This window comes from Pseudomonas sp. NBRC 111131 (assembly GCF_001320525.1).
Taxonomy (GTDB): Bacteria; Pseudomonadota; Gammaproteobacteria; order Pseudomonadales; family Pseudomonadaceae; genus Aquipseudomonas; species Aquipseudomonas ceruminis.
Genome location: NZ_BCBH01000022.1, coordinates 1 through 18,970, shown reverse-complemented (window position 1 = coordinate 18,970; position 18,970 = coordinate 1). Strand labels below are relative to the sequence as shown.

Genomic DNA, 18,970 nt, shown 5'->3' with positions numbered 1-18,970 from the left:
TTCAATCAGCCTCGCCCAAGCGACGACGCGCGGCCCAACGCAGCGCACGCCACAACAGGAAGGCGAACAGCAGCACGCTGACGGAGGCGACTACCGCGATCAGCGCCGGATAGTCGGACAGGTGGAACCACAGCAGCAGCCACCACGGCAGTTGGCCAACAAAATAGTGCTCGCCGATGAACTGGCTGCTGACACCACTGCTGCGCACCAGGGCGACGGAACCTGCCACCGCCTCCAACTTACCCGAGTCCGCCAGCACCTCACGCAACAACGCGAAATCGGCATCAGAATTGGCCAGCAGAGCAACGACACTGCGCTGCTCATGGAACGGCGATTTCAGCCCTGTGATAGCGGCGATCGGCGCCTGCGCACTAACCGCGACACGGCTATTGGGTTCAACCGGCGCGGTCGTGAAACGTTGATTACCCTGCGATGCCAGGGTCCGGCCCTGCACCATCCAATCTCGTTGTTGATCGAGCATCAGGCCGAGGTTAGGAGCATCGCGCAGCCCTTCAGGCATACTACCTATCAACAGCAGATCGGCATCAGCTTGCGCTGCCTGTTCCCAATCGTCGGTCAGCCGCACGTTAAGAGCCGGGTAGCCAGTCTGCCCAGCCACGCTGCTGACTGCATCGAGCAGGGTACCGACCTGCATCTGTGTCGGTTTGCCCGGTACCAGGATCACTGTTTCGGACAGATCGGCCATACGGCTGTAGGGGAAGCCACTGCGGGCAAAGGCACGCAGATCAGGCATTGCCATGTAGTGGTAATAGCCGGACAGGTCGATGGTCGAGTTCTCGTCGATAGCGGCTCGTACGTCCACCGGCAGCGAGGTTTGGCAGTGGTCGCGCTGGGCGCTCCCCAAGGTGCTGGCAAAGCTGAAGTCGAAGCGCAGGCGATTTCGCGCACCGATCTTCAAGGCAGGTACCAGCGACTGTTCGGTCAATGCCGTGCTATCGGTGGACAGCACGTTCAGGCGCATTTCTTCGAGCGTGCCGCCGCGGCGGTCATTACCCACCAGGGGCATGCTGGTGATGTATTGATCGTTGACACTGATGCTCAACCGCGATTCGTCGGTAACCGCCGGCGGTGTATAGCGATACAGGGTCTGCAGCGGTATACCCTGGTTGCGCCAGACAAACAGGTCTGGCGGCAAATTCACATCGAGGGTGATCGGCCGCGGCTGCAAGCCGCTTACCTGAAGCTGCTCGGGATAATCGAGCAGCTCAGAGAAGCGCACCGGCCGATCCGTACGTGTCCAGTTCGGCGCATCGTATGGCTTGCGCGGTTGCAAGGCCGTCATCTGCTCGATTTTGACCCGTGCCCCTCGGAACAAATCGCTGCCAACGGCCAGCGCGGATGCCGCCTTTACCAGGTCCTCGTCATCGCGACCGAGCACCAGCAGCACTTTGCTCCAGCGATCGGTCGGGTGATCGATCAGTTGCACTACCGGGCCATCGACCTTCGGAAATTTCTCAAGGTCACCGAGAAACGCCGGGCGACGCTCGTTTGTGGCGAAAACGATGACCGGATTTGACCTGTCACCGCTGGCTGGCAGCGTGTTGAACGACACCGGGAAAGTCGCTTTGCGCCACCCTGCCTTGCTGCCGAAATAGGATGAAAGGATAGCGGCTGCGCGCTGTTCCCCCAGTGTTGGCGCGTCGGCGAACACCACCGGTAGCTCGACCTTGCTGGTATCGCGCGCATCGAAGAACGGCAGCGGGAAGTAGGCAAGGTCATTTTCCAAGGTCAGCGGCTGCTCAAGCAGCCTGACCTGACTCTTGCGATTGAGGTTCAGCCACAGGCCGCTGTTCGCAGGGTCTTCACAGATGTCGGTGTAATGCCCGACGAACTCCAGGCGTACTCGGTTGAAGTCGCTGATGAGTTTCGGGTCCAAAGGCAACTGGCGCCGCACGCGCTGGCCGAGCTGGTCCTTTTCTACCGGCACCACACCCATCAATTCATCGTTGAGATAGACGCGCAGATGCGAAATGTTCGGAAGCAATGCCGGCGAAGGGGTGTAGTCCAGTTGCAGGACCGCCTCCGTCGCCAGGCGATCTCGGCGCACACCGAAATCGATGTTCTCGCTGCCACGCACACCCAGTAAAAGGCTGTCAGAAGCACGGCCTAGCTGCTCGAATGTTTTGCTAACGGGCCAATTGGGCACTGCTGACTCGCCAGGTACGGCAACGGGAGCAACAGCGGCGACGGCAGCGTTCTGGAGAAGGGAGGCAAGCAGCGCCATCGCCAAGCCCCAGGTGCGCGCGGGATAACGAGTCATCATGCGTCTCGGTCAACAAGGTTCGTGGATGGAGTGGTTCGTGGCGTACGGGGCATGTAGCTACCCAGCCAGCACGCTAGGTGGCACACGGGCTGCAGCCGTTCGCGGAGCCAACCTGGGGTGTGTTCGATCAAACGCCGGTAGCCTACGCCGCCCAGCTTGAGTACACCGACCAGGCTGCTAAGCGGGCGATCGACTTCGTGCTTGTCCTGCCAACCCAGCCACGCATCGGCCCGGGCGAAGGTGCAGTGCACCAGATCAATCCGCTGTTGCTGGCTGAGGCTATCGAAGGTCAAGCCCACATGCTGGCCGACGCTACGGGTCACCCGTGCAGCAAAGGCAAACTCGCGCTGGCCGCGGCTCAGCAGCAGCCGCACCCGCTCCCCAGGTCGGGGGGCAGTGACCTCACCCAACTGCAAGCCGATACCTCCATCGGAGTAATCGACCAGCGTGCAGGGGTAGCCGTGGCCACTTTCCAGCAGCAGGGCGACCGGCAGATGCATCTGCACGCGGTGAGCGCGACGAACCTGACGCACTTCGGCCGCGACCGCGCAGGCGGCGCCGAGGATCAGCAGGTTATAGATCACCCACAGCGAACTGACGATTACTGTGCCTATCTCAGCTACCGGCCCGTAAATCAGTCGCCAAACGGCAAAACCCAGGCCAACCACGTTCAGCCCGGCGAGGAACAGATATGGCTGGGCGATTCGCCAATCGAACTGCCCTTGCTCCATCAGCCCACCCTTGGCAGTGACATTGAAGGTCCCTTTCTTTGGCGCGAACAACGCAACCGTGGTGGGCCTGGCGATGTACCAAGCCAGCACGGTCTCGTAGACCTCACCCCAAAACGTCTGCCGGTATTTGCCCTGCATGCGTGAGTTGGTAAGGCTGGCATGAATCATGTGCGGCAACACGTAGAGCAGAATCATCAACGCGGGTGCGTAGATGATGTAGGCATGCAGCAACAGGAATGCCAGCGGCGCAGTGAGGAAGATCAACCGGGGTAGGCCAGCGAGGAAGTGCAGCATGGCGTTGGCGTAGCAAACCCGCTGGAACAAACTGAGCCCGCGACCGAACAGGGGGTTGTCGGTCCGGAAGATTTGCACCATGCCACGCGCCCAGCGAATGCGCTGGCCGATGTGGGCCGACAGGCTCTCGGTCGCAAGACCTGCTGCCTGGGGGAGGCTCAAGTAGGCCGAGGTCCAGCCCTGGCGGTGCATGCGTAAGGCAGTATGGGCATCCTCGGTCACTGTCTCGACCGCGAATCCGCCGATGCTTTCCAGCGCGGTGCGCCGTAGCACGGCGCACGAACCGCAGAAAAAGGCAGCGTTCCACATGTCGTTGCCGTCCTGGATCAACCCATAGAACAACTCGCCTTCATTGGGGCGGCGGCGGAAAGACCCCAGGTTGCGCTCGAACGGGTCGGGCGAGAAGAAATGATGGGGCGTCTGCACCAGTGCCAACTTGGGGTCCTTGAGGAACCAGCCGACCGTCATCTGCAGGAAGGAGCGCACCGGCACGTGGTCGCAGTCGAAAATCGCAATCAGCTCGCTGTCAGTAACGCCCAGCGCATGATTGAGGTTCCCTGCTTTGGCGTGCTTGTTGTCCGAGCGCACGATGTAGCCCACACCCACTTCGTCGGCGAAGGCGCGAAACGCCTCGCGCCGACCATCGTCAAGAATGTAGATGCGCAGGCACTCGCGGGGCCAGTCCAGGCCCAGGGCGGCGAGCACAGTGGTGCGCACCACCGACAGGTCCTCGTTGTAGGTAGGGATCATCAAGTCGACTGTCGGCCAGTGCTTCAGGTTTTCCGGGAGGCTCACCGGTTTGCGTTGCAGCGGCCAGCAGGTCTGGATGTAGCCAAGGATCAGCACAAACCAGGAATAGGTTTCTGCAGCCAGAAGGATCACGCCACAGACCAGGTCTAGTGTATCGTTCCAGTTCAATGTCGAGGTATAGCGCCACCACAGATAGCGACAGGAAATGATCGTCGACAACACGATCAGCATCAGCGTCGGGAAACGGCCGGGCATGTAGCGCACCAACATCGCGATGCCCCACAACAGAAAAATGAACACCAGCTGCGCCAGGTAACCGAACGGCTCGGTCACACAGAGCAATGCCAGAAGGACAGCGCAGCAGGTGAGTACGGTGTAGAACAGTCGGCGGCCAAAAACGCTCAGACGACGCAAACGCCTGGCGGAATCGCGTTGAAGCTGGCTGTCGCGAAAACGTGCAGGTACCTGGCGCATGGTTTCTGCCAGCCGAGCTCGAAGCCGTCGCACCCCCTCCCAGGCAGCACCCAATGGGCTTGCCAATGCAGTCCGGACGCCAGGTAGCCAGCCCAGCTTATGCTGCTGCCGATCATGCCGCAGCAGCAGCCAAACGCACTGGATCAGCAGGCGCACCGGGTCCCCCAGTGTCGGCCGCTTGCCGACGAACTGCGGGAACAACCGCTGGCGGTCGGCCAGTAATGCTTGCCAGGCTGGCGATTCAAGCCGCAGCAACAGGTACGCCAGCCACACGCACAGGGTAAACACCAACGCGACCGGCTGACGGGCGCCGCGAGCAGTAAAGTGGCCGTAGGCTGAGAGAGGCGTCACGCTCACGCTTGCCGCCTCGCCAGACAGCGCACTGCCAGGCTCTGCACATCCCGGGATGCCAGGCTCTGCGGCGCGTAATGGCCTACGGGTGCCTTACAGGCAAAGGCCTCGGCAAAGGCTTCGTCACGGTGCACCAGTTGCAGGGGCAAACGGTTTCGATACTGGTCACGCCAAACCATCAGCACATCGCCTTGCAAGCTGCTTGCAGGGTCGAAACGGTTGACCAGCATGAGGTCGTAACGCTCCAACTGCTGACGACCGAGCAGCACATGGCTGGTCATCTCCGCCTCTGCCACCAATATCTGCATATCGGTTTTAAATGCCCGTGTCCTTTCGGCACTGACGGGGTGAGGAAGGTCGAACAGCAACCAGTCGAAATGCTCGGCCAACGCGGCTTGTCGAGTGCGCCAAATATCAGGGTCGAAGTACCCGCTCAGGTCCTTGATCTGACCTTGGGCAACCTCGCCAAAAGGCATCAGACACAGCCCGTCGAGCACTTCATACAGGGGTTCGCCGAACGGCCGTCCTTGCAGTTGCGAACGTGCCCAGCCGTCACGCTGGTCAAGGGGCAAGTTATAGTGCAGGCCCAGCAGGTTTTCCGGGCACAGGTCGATCAGCAGTACCCGCTCGCCAAGCTCTCGCAAGGCGTAACCCAGTGCTGCCACCAATGCGCTGCGTCCCAGCCCACCGCGCAAACCATGCAATGCCAGGGTGATCATGGGGTGACTGCCTCCGGCAGTACTACCCGATCCGCAGCGGCTTTCTCGGCCCGTGCCCTGTAACTTTCACCCAGCAACGGCCAGCGCTGCAATGCCTGCTGCACGCCGACCATCATGGAGATGTCCTGATAGCTCAGGGCAGGCAGGGCCAGGTGCTGACGAAGCTGGGCGATATCGTCACTGCGATCGGAGGGGTCAGCCTTGCCAGCCATCATGGGCTCTCCTTGGGAACAGGCTGCCAATTCGGCTGCCCTTGCAGACGCATGTAGGTGCGCCCTTGATAGTCGAGGACCTGGGCACCAGAGGTTTCCGAAACACGCTCGGTGGTCGGCAGGTCGGTAAGCAGGCTGGGCAGGTCGAGCGTCTGCCCGGCACCCAGGCCGGCGTAAACGCGCGATACCAACTCGGACAAGGCCAGGAAGCTGGTGGGTGAGGTCACTCTCAACGGCTCGCTGCGTACATGCTGGCCCATGCCAATGAACTTCAGGCCGACCGGTACATGAGTAATGGACGGTGTCGGGATTTCGCGCATGCCGGACAACTGCATTCGGTCACCGTGCAAGGCCGCGCCATGTTCAGGAACGATGGCCACCACCACGCGACGGCCACTGCCCTCGAGATCGTCCAAAAACTTGCCCAGGTCGGCGAAAAGGCGGTTGGCCCGCGTGGCGTAATCGGCCGCGCGCGTGCCGCCGTCGGCGGTCACGACGCGGTTACCATCATGGAGGCTGATCGTGTTGTAAAACAGCGAGACATGCTGAGCTGCCAGGTTTTTGCGCTGGCCCCACCAGCCACGTAACACATCCAGATCCCCGGCGATTGGCGAGCCATCGAAACTGACCAGCGCCCTGGGGAAGTCGCTGGCACTGAGGCCAGGCTGAGGCATGTGCTGGCTGGTAATGTCGCCAATGAAGTTGTCGAACCGCCCGCTATGGTTTAGCAAGGTCTGGCTTTGGAAGCCGAGCTTGTCCAGGTTCTGGAACAGCAGGCACTGCTCGGGAGCCGGCTGGTACAGACCGGAATGAGACGATTGGCCACAGCTGGCCCTGAGCACGCGTATTGCGGCAGGCCCGCTGTAAGACGTGGCGGAGTTGAACTGATCGAAAACCACGTCCATGCGTGAGAACAGCGCATTATCGTGCATGCCAACAGCCGATAGATCATCCCAGGCCAAGGAACACACGTTGATGATCAACAGGTCGAAGGGCTGCTCGTCTGGTTTGACTACAGGGAACGAGGTCACTCGCTGACGCTCGCTGGCGAAGAAGCGCTCGAGCCAGGCATTGAGGGTCGCATTGTCGGCTACCGCAGCGGTAGACGCCGTGGCGGCAACGCCGCCCACGGCCTGCTGGCCGCCGGGGGCGCTCAGCGACGGTAGCCCACCGAGCGTAAGCCATGCTAGCCCCACCAGGCTGAGCGTGCTCAGACGCAGCCAGTGACGCAAGAACAGGTAGCCCACTAGCAGCAGCACGAGGGCTCCCATCAGGTTCCAGTTGACGAACCTGGCCATCAGCTCCAGCAGGTAATGCCACGAAAAATCGAACACACCTGGTTGTTCCAGCAGGCGACGGAACGGGGGTAGCCAAGTGTCGTGATAGAACAACGCGACGCCCAGCGGCACCGCCACGACCTGACGAACAATTCGCACCCACCTCAAAGGCAAGGGCACTAACAGAAATGCTGCGAACAACAGATTCGGCAAAGCCTGAAAATCAAGCGTGCCGATGGCCACCAAAAGAAATTTGGCCAGGAAGTAGAGGTTCCACGCACCCAGGCCGCGCCAAGCCGCTGCCCCAGGTACGGTATGGGTCAAACTAGTCATGATCGGGACTCTGACGCACTACACGGCGGCGTACGCCAACCGGCTTCAGGTAACGGGGCCGCAGACGGCGGCTGAGCCAACCCAACACCACGGCTCGTGCACGTATCACGAATAGAACCAGCATCAAGGTGACCAGCGCACTGATCCCGATCACCTGCAGCAGTTGTTCGAAGTTCATACCGCTCCCTCAAGGCGCAGCCTGATCTGACGTGGAGTCAGCACCGGCCTCTTCTGCGCCGACGGCAGCGCAACTGAATCCGCGAGTGGTAGCTGCGGTTTAGTGGCGTCGAGGAAGGCAGGGGTTGCCAAGCTGTCGAGGCTTACCAGCACATCCTGGCTGATAAACAGCTCTTTCCAGGACAACTGGAATATATGGTCCAGCGCCTGTTCGACACCTTCGGAACGACAAGCGAACAGGAACAGGAACAGCACTTCACCGACCACACAGGCGATATCACCATCGCGGCGGAACATTGTGCGTGAACACGCCTGCAGCGGGCTCAGGCCAGGCGCAGGGCGCAGTACCAGCAACTGGTGCACGATTTCACCGTTTCGATGACCGTGCCACATCTGTTGGACGGCCTCTGCAAAGGCGCGCGGGGCGACCAGGCCACAAATAGGTAACGGTCGAAGGCGCGCGAGCAAGGCATCAAAATCGGCCGGCAGATGTCGACGCCAGACATAGCCCTGGATGCTGTCGACCATGGTCAGAAATCGCGAAAGGCTCGCGCCGAATGGCACGATTTGGCTGGCACCGCATGCCAGCAGCAACTGCTCGTCCTGATAGCGGAGGGTGGGGGCCACTTCACGCACCACCAGCTTGAGTGCATTACCACGCAGTTGTCGCAAGGTGTGAAGCTGCAGGGCCAGCACATCAAGACGCTGCCCACCGTCCATGGCAAAAATCACAGTTGCCGAGACAGCCCGGCTCGCCTTGGCCCCTAACTCGCTGATGCTGTCGAACACCTGCCAATGCTCGGACAGTGCTGGCGCCCCTTCAAGCACTTGGCTCTGTGCCAGGCATTCCAACTCATCACCGCCCGCATCGGTCAACGGCACAGCACGACCGGCAAATACCAAGCCATCAGCGTGGCGCGCCAGTTCGAAATCCTGTGGGCCGGCTACGCCCAGCCTGTTGCTCCAGAAATGTTGCAGATAGCGGACGCTGCCCTGCCCACGGTAAAGCTGGGCGAGCCCGTCGATAGACTGATTGAATGCTCGGAGACGCTCGACCAGCGAAGCACTCTGCCCCTCACTGATGACCACGATCAGCGCACCGGCAGCCAGTGCCGCTTGGCGCAGGGTTTGACACCAGTGCTCGACCTTGCCGCTTTCCCAGGCAGACGTCGGCACGAGCGCCATCAGCACGCGGCCAGGCAGGTCTATGCGAGGCAGATCATGCATGAGGTGCAGGACGGCTCGCGTGTCACTTTCGTACAGTGCCAGTTCGACCGGGCCGCAATTCGAATCCAGCCCACCAAGCGTCTCACGCAACGCGCGCGCATCGCCCAGCAACGCCGCCCGGGTTTGTTCAGGCATGCTGGCGATCAATTGACGGCAGAGTGTAGAGGCGTTTTCTGTGGTGTCACAGGCCAACCAATACAGGCCTTGCTCATGAAACTGGCTATGCTCGGCACTCAAACCGGGAATAGCCAACAACGGAATACTTTTCGTCAAAACGATGACTCTGAATTCGATATCGAAGCTGATTCTTGGCGAGAGGGCCTTGCACGCAGGGAAGGCTTTTTTGACGTGCCTTGGCGTCAAAAAGTCGACTAGCACAGTCGCGCATTGATATAAATCGTCAATTCTACAGCACCAAGGCAAAATAGTGTCAAGATGATGTTTTCACCGCTTGTCGCAAATCCCTCCCAGCGCGACTGGCAGGCGCAATAGCGCAACATTGCCTATGCTGGCCTGAGCCGGCAATCAATGGCCAGGTGAGGAGGATGGATGCCATGTTCTACGTGCAACGCGACAACAAGGGGCAACTGCAGCGGGTGGAAGCTGCACCCTACGCCGAATACACGCAAATCCTGCCGGACGACCATGCAGACATCCAGGCATGGTTTGCTGACGACGTGGTCGAGACCAGCCTGCAGCAACTCAAGCAGAGCGACCTGGACATGATCCGGGTGCTTGAAGACGTGATCGAGGTGCTCACCGCCAAAGGCGTGTTCAGCATCACCGACCTGCCGCCAGGGGCTCAGGCCAAGTTGCTCAGCCGCTCCACCGCACGTAAGGCACTGGGCAGCTTGAACAACCTGATCGGCGAAGAAGATGGCGGATTGATCTGACCCCCTTGCGCGGTCAACGCCAGGGCGCAGGTTCACCGACCAGCTGCCCCTGAATCCCTTCAACCCCCATTTGCGCCAGCACAAGGCGCTCCCCTTCCGTCTCGACCCGTTCGGCTATCAACGGCAAGTCGATACTGTGGGCCGCGCGTTGAATCGCCTCGATGAACAGGCGTTTATCCTGTTCGTGGTCAATGTTGCGAACGTAACTGCCGTCGATCTTCAGGTAGGCCAAACCCAGGTGCACCAGGTTGCCAATCCTGTTGAAACGCCCGCCAAAACGCTGCAACGCCAGCCCGAAGCCAAGCCCGTGCAGGCGCCGGGCCAGGTGTTCGAGTACAGCCTGCTCGGGGAGCTGCTCTTCGCCGATTTCCAGGACCAAGCGCGGCCCCAGCGCGATGTGTTGGCCCAGCAGTTCGTAAACCCGTTGCAACGCCTTGGGGTCAGCCAGGGTTGCGGCCGACAGATTCAGCGCAAGCACCTGATCATGACCCTGCAGATGCGTCAGCACTTTTTCCAGCACCAGGACATCTAGCCGCGGCATCCAGCCGAAACGCTCCAGCCAAGGCAGGAAGCGGCCAGCCGGCAGAGCCTCGCCCTGGCCGTCGTGCAAGCGTGAAATGACTTTGTGGTGGCGCACGCGTTGCGGTGCCTTGCAATCCACCACCGGCTGGAAGAACAGTTCGAACTGGTCTTTGAGGAAGGCCTGATCCAGCCGCGCTCGCCAGTCATGATGGCTTTCGCCAGCGATCGCCTGAGCCCCCTGCTCCAGGCACATCCAACCTGGCGCCAGCTGGCTCTCGGCGCGCGCCAGGGCCTCATCGGCAAGATGCAAGAGCGCCTGCGGTGCGTCGCCGGGGCGAAAGGGTACAAGGCCAATAAAGGCAACCGGATCAACGTCGGTGGCACCGGTCTGGTGCAGGCTCTGCAAGGCCGCTTCTAGCGCCTGGGCAAGGTGCACGGCATCTTCCTGCACCATGCCCGGTGCCAGCACCGCAAACTCGCCGCCCCGACTGCGAGCGATCAGGTTTCTGGTTGCCGGGTAGGCGTCACAGGTACGGCACAGCTGTTCGCCCACCGCTTGCAGCAGCTGGTCGGTACGTTGGCCCCCCAGGCGGGTGTTGAGCCCTGACAGGTCGCGCACGCGCAGCAACAGCAAGTAGCCTGCTCGCCCTTCCTCCCGGTGGCTTACGCAGGCATCGAGCTGCATGTCGAAGTAGCGGCGGTTGGCAAGCCCGGTCAAGCTGTCCTGATAAGACTCGGCACGCAGCCGCTCGCTGCGTTCGGCCTGTTCGTTGAACAGGGCCTTGAGCTTCTCGACCATCTGGTTCATCGCCTGGACCACACGGCGCAGCTCGGGCGTGCGGGGCAACTCGGGCAGGCTGAGGAACTCACGGCGGGCAATGGCACGGGATTGTTCGACCAGGTAGTCCAGCGGACGCAACTGGCGTCGCAGCAACAAGGCTCCCAGCACCGCACTCGCCCCGCCGCAGAGCAGCAGCCAGCCCAGGCTGCCCAATGCACTCTGCCAGAGCTTGGCGATGGCGAACATCGGATGGCTGATTACCTCGACTCGGGCGGCCTGTTGCCAGCCACGGCTGACGATCGCATCACCGCCGGCCGCTTGCAGTCCGATCAAATGGACGAACCAGGCTGGCACACCGCCGGGGTCTGGCTCGGCGTGGCGCTCGACCAGTACCGCGTTGGATGCCTGATCGATGACTTTGATGCTCGTGTAATAGCCACTGTCGAAGATCGAACTGACCATGAGCTCGACCATGGCTGGGTCGTCGATGTTCGGCGTCAGCGCCAGCGCCAACGCGGTGGCTGCGTCCTGGGCGTGGGAGCGCAACTGATTGACGTACTGGCTGCGCGAGCTTTCCAGGCTGACCATGAAGCTGCCGCTGAACGCGACCACCAGGAACAGGCAAATGGCCAACAGCAATTGTTTGAACAGTGACATTGGCGCTCCTTCAGTAAACCGGCTCGGCCGGGAACCCTTCGGCCTGCATTTTTTTCAGCACGTCCTGCCAGCGTGACAGGCGCTTGGTGTCACCGACTTTCCTGTTGCCCGTGGCCCCGGCGAGCCACAGGCCTTCACCATTGAAGGCGTAGACCGGCAACAGGTCGGTACGTTGGCTGGCTGGCTTGATCGCATCCATCAGGCTGTCGAGCACCAGTGGCTGTGCTTGTGGGCTTGAATAATAGGTCAGCACCATATGCGCGCGATTCTGGCGCAAGGCCTTGACGTAGGTAATACGCAGCTTCTCGCTGGAAATGCCCATGCGCCGCAGGCTGAAATACTTGGCGATGGCATAGTCTTCGCAATCACCGGCACCCTTGATCAGCGACTGGATCGGTGTGGCCCAGTAATCGACCTCGTGCCACAGGTCGATGTCTTCGACATAGCGCAGCTGCTGGTTGAAAAACAGATTGACCACCTCCAGGCGCTGAAGCTCGGTGCGTTGGCTTTGCGTGGCCATCAACGTTTGCCAGGCATCGATGCGGCTTTTGCCGGCACCCAGCGGGCCATACAACGCCTGTGACTTGCGACTGATCTCGGCAAAATCCCAGTCTGCGTGCAAACCGCCCAGTGGCAAGCCCGCCAGCAGCAGCGCCAGGCCGATTCGTTGTATGGCAGCGTTGAGCGTCCCGGGTATCGCCACGGCGAAGACCTGTTCAGACCTTTTTGAATGCAGCGATGGTGGGGCCTGACCATTTAAAAGACAATGGCACCCTGCAATCACGGCACCGGTTGTCGGGCTGACCCTACTTTATGGTTATCACTTTGTGTGTTCGCTTCCTTTGGCTCGCGTCTTCATCCACCATACTTGAAGTATTGATTCACCCCCCTCAACGCATCCGGGTTTGACAACCGGTCTTGCCTGTCACTAGTTTCATTGGATCCAACTTTCGTCATCGAGGCAGACTCCGCGTGGCCGAGAAAATCAAATTGAGCAACGTGTTGGTAAGCGAACAGGTGCCCGCCCACCTAGCCCGTGGCGTGATCGAAGAACGCTTGCGCAGTGCCATCCTCGACGGCCGCCTGCCACCGGGTACTGCCGTGCGTCAGCAAGAGCTCGCCACCCTGTATGGCGTCAGCCGTATGCCGGTGCGTGAAGCCCTGCGCCAACTGGAGGCGCAATCGCTGCTGAAAGTGGAAATGCACAAAGGCGCGGTTGTCGCGCCCTTGATCGGCGAAGATGCGGTCGACACCTACGCCCTGCGGGTGTTGCTCGAGTCCGAAGCGCTGCGCCAATCCATTCCTCTGCTAGAGGCCGAAGACATCGCCCGCGCGCGTGGTTACATCCGGCAATTGGAAACTGAAACCCGGCACGCGGAAATCGGCCGCCTCAACCGCCTGCTCCACATGGCGCTGTACGGCAAGGCGCAGAACCAGAAGCTGCTGCGCCTGATCGAGAACGAGCTCAATGAAGAGGAGCGATTTCTACGATTCCATCTGTCTTCGATGGGGCTGGGCAAGCTGACCCAGGACGATCACAACGCGCTGGTGAATGCGGCCAGCGACAAGCGGGTGGATGAGGCGATCAGGGTGCTGGAGCAACATCTGAACAATGGGGCGCGCGTGATCAGGAATTACTTGGACAAGCAGGCGGCCCAGTAGCAGGGCAAAACAGCAAATCACGGTTGCAAACGTCCGCGCCCCGGCAAACAATGAGACTAATTATCATTTATGCCGACAGCCCGTCATGCCTTCCAACAATTCCGTGCACACACTCTACAGTGATCATCACAACTGGCTGAATACATGGCTGCGCAGCAAGCTGGGCAACGCTGCCGATGCCGCAGACCTGGCACAGGACACGTTCGTACGCTTGCTGCAACGCCAGGAGCACATGCAACTGAACGCGCCACGAGCCTTCCTGCGGACCATCGCCCGTGGCCTGGTGATCGATCACTGGCGGCGTGAAGCGTTGCACCGCGCCTATCTCGATGCCTTGGCGCAGCTGCCTGAGGCGCAAGTACCGTCTGCCGAAACCCGCGAGCTGCTGCTGGAGTTGCTCGAACGCATCGCACGGATGCTCGATGGCCTCAAGCCCAAGGTTCGCCGGGCGTTTCTGCTGGCCCAGTGCGAGGGGCTGAGCCACAAGGCAATCGCCGAGCAGATGGGAATATCGCTCCGTTCGGTCGAGCGCCATGTGGCCGACGCGCTCTACCATTGCTATCTGTTGCGCTACGAAGAGGCGCATTGAGTGGTGCCCTCCGCCAAGGCCGTGAAGCAGGCCATTGAGTGGATGCTTTGCCTGCGTGAGCGTGGAAACGACCCCAGGCTGTTGCAGCAATGCGAGCAATGGCGCAACGCCGGACCGGAACATGAACTGGCCTGGCAAAGGGTGCTGGCGCTTCATCACGACCTCGACCTGCGCGCCGTTCCAGGGGCCAGTGTTGCCCTGCAGACGCTGGAAACCAGCCAGCGGCGGCTGCGACGTCGCCAGGCCCTCAAGCTGCTGGGTGGAGTGGCCCTGGTGGGCACGGCTACCTGGCTGACGAAAGACCTCGACAGCGTCAGCGCATGGACCTCCGACTACGCCACCGCAACCGGCGAGCAACGCAGCGTCGGGCTGCCCGATGGCTCGTTGTTGCAACTCAATACCCGCAGCGCCGTGGACCTGGCCTTCACGGCCCAGCAGCGCATGATCCACCTCAAGCACGGTGAATTGATGCTTACCTGTAGCCAGGCAGCCGACCAGGCACGACCGCTATTGGTACAAACGCGTGATGCCCTCCTCGAGGGTTTCGAGGGGCGCTTCACTGTCCGACAGGACGATGACTGCACAAGGGTCAGCGTCAGCCAAGGCACCGTTGCGATACATCGTCCCAGCGATGGCAACCTGCAGTGGATCGGCAGTGGGCAGGACTGGCGGCTGGACTCAGCGGGTGCCCAGCGCCTCGAACAGGTGGACATGGACGCCGCAGCCTGGACGCAAGGGCTGATCGTCACCCGTGACATGCGCCTGGCCGATTTCCTCGCGCAGGTGAGCCGTTATCGTCATGGCTACCTGAGCTGCACTGGCGACATCGCAGACCTGCGTTTGTCGGGCGTATTCCGCCTGGAGGACCCGGAACGGCTGCTGCAATTGCTACCGCAGACGCTGCCAGTGCACTTGCGCCAACGCACACGCTGGTGGATTCGGCTGGAGCATGTTGCCTGATTTCAATATTCGGTAAATATTTTGGCGGGTGTTACGTAGGCATCCGGCTAGGACAGTAAGCGACGCTTTCTGCCCTTAACGATCCGACGGACTTCCCCATGCCCATTGCTTCACGCTCAGCACGTGCCACAACCGAGAATGATTTTCGACCTGTCTTGAATTCAGCCATGCTTGGCAAAGCAGTCCGCGCCGCGCTATTCGGCACCGCGCTTGTCATAACCGCTGCGCCAATGCTGGCACAGGCAGCCGAACCGACGCCGCTCGGCCAACAATATGCGATTCCCGCTGGCCAATTGAATGACGTGCTCAACCAGTTTGCCCGTCAGGCTGGCATCACACTGTCGAGCACGCCGCAATTGACAGGTGAACTGAAGTCCAATGGCTTGCAGGGCCACTATGCGACCGACCAAGCGTTACGCCAGTTGCTCCATGGCACCGGGCTTGAGGCCGTCAGCCAGGATGGGCACAGCTACGTCCTACGTGCACAGCCACAAGAGGCCGCCCTCGCACTCCCGGACACCGATGTTCGCAGCTTCACCCTGGGTAACGCGTTAGGCAGCATGGAGGGCTACAACGCGACCCACAGCCAGGTCGCGACCAAGACCAGCACGCCGCTGGTGGAAACCTCGCAGTCAGTGTCGGTGGTGACCCGTCAGCAAATCGATGACCAGGGGTCGCAGACTGTCGCCCAGGCCATGCGCTACACCCCGGGTGTGCTGACCAACCCCTATGGCGCCACCCATCGCTATGACTATGTGGCGATGCGTGGCTTCAACGATGGCTCGGTGGACAACATCTACGTCGATGGCCTCAAGTCCATGGGCGACAACGGCACCTACAGCACCATGCAGGTAGACCCTTACTTCCTGGAGCGTATCGACATCCTCAAGGGCCCCTCCTCGGTTCTCTATGGCCGCAGCTCCCCTGGTGGCCTGGTGGCACTGACCACCAAGAAGCCTCTGTTCGAGGCCTACCACCAGGTACAAGCTACCGTGGGAACGCAAGGGCAACGTGGCATGGGCTTCGACTTCAGCGGCCCGCTGGATGATGACAAACGCATTGCTTATCGCCTGACTGGCCTTGCAGATGCTTCCGACACGCAGTTCAACCACACCAAGGAAGAACGCTACGCCATTGCCCCGTCGATGAGTATCGACTTCACCGAAGATACGTCGCTTACTCTCCAGGCTTACCTGCAGCACGACCCCAATGGGGGCTATCACGGTGGTAACCCGGCAGACGGCATGCTGCACAAGCGTAACGGGCAGCGGCTGTCCGACCACTTCTTCGAAGGCGAGCCGGGGATCGACAATTACGAACGGACCCAGCAATCGTTCAGCTACCAGTTCGAGCATCGCTTCAACGACGTCTTCACTGCACGGCAGAACTTCCGCTACCAGGATTCCGATGTGTCGATGGACCAGGTGTACTCAGCGGGCTGGGCCGATGCCGACAGCAATATCCTCAACCGCGCCTATACCGGTGGTGACGAGCGTCTGCATTCGTTCATCATCGATAACATGCTGCAGGCGGAGTTCTTCACCGGCACAGCGAAACACACGCTGCTGCTGGGCACCGACTACCAACGGCGCAAGGCCGATGTAGAGTGGCGCTACGGTACGGTCGACCCGCTCGATGCCGGGAATCCGCATTATGGTAATGGCAACCTTCATGTACTGGGCGAAAACCGCTACCAACGTCGCTTGCAGCAGACCGGGGTGTATCTGCAGGACCTGGTCGAACTGGACCAATGGCGCTTCTCGCTGGGGCTGCGTCAGGACTGGGTGAAGGTCTCGGAAGAGAACCGTGACAGCGACAGCAAGGTCAGCGACCAACGCTCCAAGTTCACCACGCGCGCCGGTGTGTTGTATCTGTTCGAGAACGGTATTGCGCCCTACGTCAGCTATTCGGAATCGTTCAATCCCAATACGGTTTCCGACCAGGACGGCCGCCCGCTGGCACCAACCGAGGGCACTCAGTGGGAAGCCGGTATCAAGTACCAGCCACCGGGTAGCGACAACCTGTTCACTGCATCGGTGTTCCGCATCGAGCAGGAGAACCTGGCATCCAAGCAGCCGAACGAAGACTTCTATCGCCCAGTAGGTGAAGTGCGCTCCCAAGGCCTGGAGCTGGAAGCCCATGTGCAGGTGACGGATAACCTCAAGCTGTTGGGTGGTTACACCTTCACCGATATCGAGTACTCCAAGTCGATGCCGAGCCTGGTGGCAGGCAACCTCGACAACAGGGGTAACTCGCCGACCCAGGCACCGAAGCAGATGTTCTCGCTGTGGGCCGATTACAACTTCCGCCAGGGCCCGCTCGACGGTCTGCGTCTGGGTGGGGGGGTACGGTACGTGGGATACAGCTGGGTGGATGCGGAAAACAGCATGAAGGTGCCCTCCTACACCTTGTTTGACGCCTCGGTCGGCTACGACCTTGGCAAAGTCGGGCTCAAGGGTGTGGATGTACGCCTGAATGCCAACAACCTGACCAACGAGACCTACATCACTTCGTGCGCCAGCCTGAATTACTGCTACATGGGTGAGGAGCGCAATGTCAGCGCTACGGTCAGCTATCAGTTCTGAGCCTGCCTGCCTTCGCTACGAAGCCAGCGCCTGATACCAGGTGCTGGCTTTTTCGTTTCTGGTGATTTTGGGAGTTTGCTCAGATGCGCCAATTGTATGTCTTGCTGCACCGCTACCTGGGCCTGGTGATTGCCGCGTTTCTTGCCCTTGCCGGGCTCACCGGCAGCCTGCTGGCGTTTCATCATGAACTGGATGAATGGCTGAACCCAGGCTTTTACGAGGCGCCATCCGAGGGTGTGGTCCAGCAGCCGGGTGCGCTTGTGGATAAGTTGCAGGCGGAACATCCGCGCTTGCAAGTCTGGTACATGGAGTATCCGCAGGAGGCAGGCCATTCCGCCTTGCTGGCAATGGTCCCGCGTAATGACCCGCAGTCGGGCGAGCCCTATGCCGAGAAGAACACCGTGTTCTACCTTGACCCCGTCACTGGGCAGACCCTGGGCCAGCGTTATTGGGGTGAGTGCTGTTTCTCGCGGGAGAACTTGATGCCGTTCATCCTGGAGCTGCACTACAGCCTGGCCTTGCCGGGCAATTGGGGCCTGCTGCTGATGGGCGTGGTGGCCATCCTGTGGGTTGTGGATTGTTTCATTGCGCTAGTGCTGACGCTACCCAGAGGGCGCCCGTTCTGGCGCAAGTGGGGGACGGCGTGGAAGATCAAGGGCGGCCACGCCTATCGGCTTAACATGGATATCCACAGGGCTAGCGGACTGTGGCTTTGGTTATTGCTGTTGCCCATCGCCATCAGCAGCGTTGCGATGAACCTGCCGGCGCAGGTCTTCAAACCGGCGGTGTCGTTGTTCTCACCGGTTGAGCCGAGTGTGTATGAGGCGCGTGGCGCGTTGCCGAAGGAGGCCCTTGGGGTAACCAGGCTTAACTACCAACAGGCCTATCAGCGGGCACAGGAGGAAGGCTCGCGGCTAGGGCTGATGGCCCCAATCGGGGAGCTGTACTACAGCTTCGAATACAACTTCTATGGTGCCGGGTTTGGTCAGCATGACACCGATGCCCATGGCAAGTCCTGGCTGTTCTTCCATGGCACCGATGGCCGCTTGCTAGGCCAGGAAATCGCCGGGCAAGGCACGCTGGGTGAACAGTTCTACCGACTGCAACTGCCCATACACGGCGGTCGGATCATCGGCATGACCGGGCAGATCCTTATCGCGATACTGGGTGTTGTGATTGCAGTGCTTTCCTTTACCGGCGTGTACATCTGGTGGCGCAAGCTGCAGGCACGACGGATGGGCAAAGCACGCAAGGTCGCAATGCAATAACCCAGAAAGGACAAAGCCCCTGTCTGCAGCGCAGACAGGGGCTTTGGGTTTGAATCTTGACGATGACCTACTCTCACATGGGGAAACCCCACACTACCATCGGCGATGCATCGTTTCACTGCTGAGTTCGGGATGGGATCAGGTGGTTCCAATGCTCTATGGTCGTCAAGAAATTCTGTGTGCCGGCCCGTCCTGCGGACGTACCCGCGAATCTCTGTAGTTCC

The 18,970-nt window shown here is 60.6% G+C and carries 14 protein-coding genes, 1 rRNA gene and 1 pseudogene; 6 read left to right on the top strand and 10 right to left on the bottom strand.

Annotation, left to right across the window (positions count from 1 at the left end):
- Position 1: 1 nt before the first annotated feature.
- The 7 genes from bcsB to bcsE are packed head-to-tail and all read right to left on the bottom strand — an operon-like array spanning position 2 to position 9,090.
- Positions 2 to 2,281, bottom strand: coding sequence for a cellulose biosynthesis cyclic di-GMP-binding regulatory protein BcsB (gene bcsB / locus APH34_RS18965; protein ID WP_054902435.1), 2,280 nt, complete (start codon positions 2,279 to 2,281; stop codon positions 2 to 4).
- Positions 2,281 to 4,890, bottom strand: coding sequence for a UDP-forming cellulose synthase catalytic subunit (bcsA, locus tag APH34_RS18960; protein ID WP_054902434.1), 2,610 nt, complete (start codon positions 4,888 to 4,890; stop codon positions 2,281 to 2,283). The genes bcsB and bcsA overlap by 1 nt, the downstream gene beginning before the upstream one ends.
- Entirely contained in the window at positions 4,887 to 5,603 is a 717-nt protein-coding gene (bcsQ, locus tag APH34_RS18955) for a cellulose biosynthesis protein BcsQ (protein ID WP_054902433.1), read from the bottom strand. The genes bcsA and bcsQ overlap by 4 nt, the downstream gene beginning before the upstream one ends.
- On the bottom strand, positions 5,600 to 5,818 hold the full coding sequence (bcsR, locus tag APH34_RS18950; protein WP_054902432.1) for a cellulose biosynthesis protein BcsR: 219 nt from the start codon (positions 5,816 to 5,818) through the stop codon (positions 5,600 to 5,602). Before bcsR ends, bcsQ begins: the two co-directional genes overlap by 4 nt.
- Positions 5,815 to 7,425: a cellulose biosynthesis protein BcsG gene (gene bcsG / locus APH34_RS18945; RefSeq protein ID WP_054902431.1), complete on the bottom strand. Its 1,611-nt coding sequence runs from the start codon at positions 7,423 to 7,425 to the stop codon at positions 5,815 to 5,817. Before bcsG ends, bcsR begins: the two co-directional genes overlap by 4 nt.
- A complete protein-coding gene (bcsF, locus tag APH34_RS18940) occupies positions 7,418 to 7,603 on the bottom strand; it encodes a cellulose biosynthesis protein BcsF (RefSeq protein ID WP_054902430.1) in 186 nt (61 codons plus the stop codon). Before bcsF ends, bcsG begins: the two co-directional genes overlap by 8 nt.
- Positions 7,600 to 9,090, bottom strand: coding sequence for a cellulose biosynthesis protein BcsE (bcsE, locus tag APH34_RS18935; protein WP_054902500.1), 1,491 nt, complete (start codon positions 9,088 to 9,090; stop codon positions 7,600 to 7,602). Before bcsE ends, bcsF begins: the two co-directional genes overlap by 4 nt.
- A 293-nt stretch (positions 9,091 to 9,383) precedes the next feature.
- On the opposite strand from bcsE, the gene APH34_RS18930 reads away from it, so the two are divergent.
- Complete coding sequence (locus tag APH34_RS18930) at positions 9,384 to 9,722, top strand: hypothetical protein (RefSeq protein WP_054902499.1); 339 nt, start codon at positions 9,384 to 9,386, stop codon at positions 9,720 to 9,722.
- A 13-nt stretch (positions 9,723 to 9,735) separates the two neighbouring features.
- Here APH34_RS18930 and lapD read toward each other — a convergent pair whose 3' ends face one another.
- Both lapD and lapG read right to left on the bottom strand, forming a co-directional pair.
- Complete coding sequence (gene lapD, locus APH34_RS18925; RefSeq protein ID WP_054902429.1) at positions 9,736 to 11,682, bottom strand: cyclic di-GMP receptor LapD; 1,947 nt, start codon at positions 11,680 to 11,682, stop codon at positions 9,736 to 9,738.
- Between the two features lie 10 nt (positions 11,683 to 11,692).
- A pseudogene (gene lapG / locus APH34_RS18920) lies at positions 11,693 to 12,455 on the bottom strand (cysteine protease LapG).
- A 199-nt stretch (positions 12,456 to 12,654) separates the two neighbouring features.
- Here lapG and APH34_RS18915 point away from each other — a divergent pair.
- From APH34_RS18915 to APH34_RS18895, 5 genes are all read left to right on the top strand, one after another.
- A complete protein-coding gene (locus APH34_RS18915; RefSeq protein WP_054902427.1) occupies positions 12,655 to 13,344 on the top strand; it encodes a GntR family transcriptional regulator in 690 nt (229 codons plus the stop codon).
- 85 nt (positions 13,345 to 13,429) lie between these two features.
- The gene (locus APH34_RS18910) at positions 13,430 to 13,933 is read left to right on the top strand and encodes a sigma-70 family RNA polymerase sigma factor (RefSeq protein ID WP_054902426.1); all 504 of its coding nucleotides are present in this window, start codon (positions 13,430 to 13,432) and stop codon (positions 13,931 to 13,933) included.
- Complete coding sequence (locus tag APH34_RS18905; protein ID WP_256215739.1) at positions 13,934 to 14,893, top strand: FecR domain-containing protein; 960 nt, start codon at positions 13,934 to 13,936, stop codon at positions 14,891 to 14,893. It begins immediately after the preceding gene.
- A 230-nt stretch (positions 14,894 to 15,123) separates the two neighbouring features.
- The gene (locus APH34_RS18900; protein WP_054902497.1) at positions 15,124 to 17,478 is read left to right on the top strand and encodes a TonB-dependent siderophore receptor; all 2,355 of its coding nucleotides are present in this window, start codon (positions 15,124 to 15,126) and stop codon (positions 17,476 to 17,478) included.
- Positions 17,479 to 17,561: 83 nt separating this feature from the next.
- The gene (locus APH34_RS18895) at positions 17,562 to 18,746 is read left to right on the top strand and encodes a PepSY domain-containing protein (RefSeq protein WP_054902425.1); all 1,185 of its coding nucleotides are present in this window, start codon (positions 17,562 to 17,564) and stop codon (positions 18,744 to 18,746) included.
- A gap of 54 nt (positions 18,747 to 18,800) precedes the next feature.
- On the opposite strand, the gene rrf is transcribed toward APH34_RS18895, so the two are convergent.
- Positions 18,801 to 18,916, bottom strand: a 5S ribosomal RNA gene (rrf, locus tag APH34_RS18890).
- Positions 18,917 to 18,970: the final 54 nt, after the last annotated feature.

What these genes read in the sequence shown, in the direction of transcription:
- bcsB (WP_054902435.1), bottom strand. Translation starts at nt 2,281, where the DNA reads ATGACTCGTTATCCCGCGCGCACCTGGGGCTTGGCGATGGCGCTGCTT.
- bcsQ (WP_054902433.1), bottom strand. Translation starts at nt 5,603, where the DNA reads ATGATCACCCTGGCATTGCATGGTTTGCGCGGTGGGCTGGGACGCAGC.
- bcsR (WP_054902432.1), bottom strand. Translation starts at nt 5,818, where the DNA reads ATGATGGCTGGCAAGGCTGACCCCTCCGATCGCAGTGACGATATCGCC.
- bcsG (WP_054902431.1), bottom strand. Translation starts at nt 7,425, where the DNA reads ATGACTAGTTTGACCCATACCGTACCTGGGGCAGCGGCTTGGCGCGGC.
- bcsF (WP_054902430.1), bottom strand. Translation starts at nt 7,603, where the DNA reads ATGAACTTCGAACAACTGCTGCAGGTGATCGGGATCAGTGCGCTGGTC.
- APH34_RS18930 (WP_054902499.1), top strand. Translation starts at nt 9,384, where the DNA reads ATGTTCTACGTGCAACGCGACAACAAGGGGCAACTGCAGCGGGTGGAA.
- lapD (WP_054902429.1), bottom strand. Translation starts at nt 11,682, where the DNA reads ATGTCACTGTTCAAACAATTGCTGTTGGCCATTTGCCTGTTCCTGGTG.
- APH34_RS18910 (WP_054902426.1), top strand. Translation starts at nt 13,430, where the DNA reads ATGCCTTCCAACAATTCCGTGCACACACTCTACAGTGATCATCACAAC.
- APH34_RS18900 (WP_054902497.1), top strand. Translation starts at nt 15,124, where the DNA reads ATGCTGGCACAGGCAGCCGAACCGACGCCGCTCGGCCAACAATATGCG.
- APH34_RS18895 (WP_054902425.1), top strand. Translation starts at nt 17,562, where the DNA reads ATGCGCCAATTGTATGTCTTGCTGCACCGCTACCTGGGCCTGGTGATT.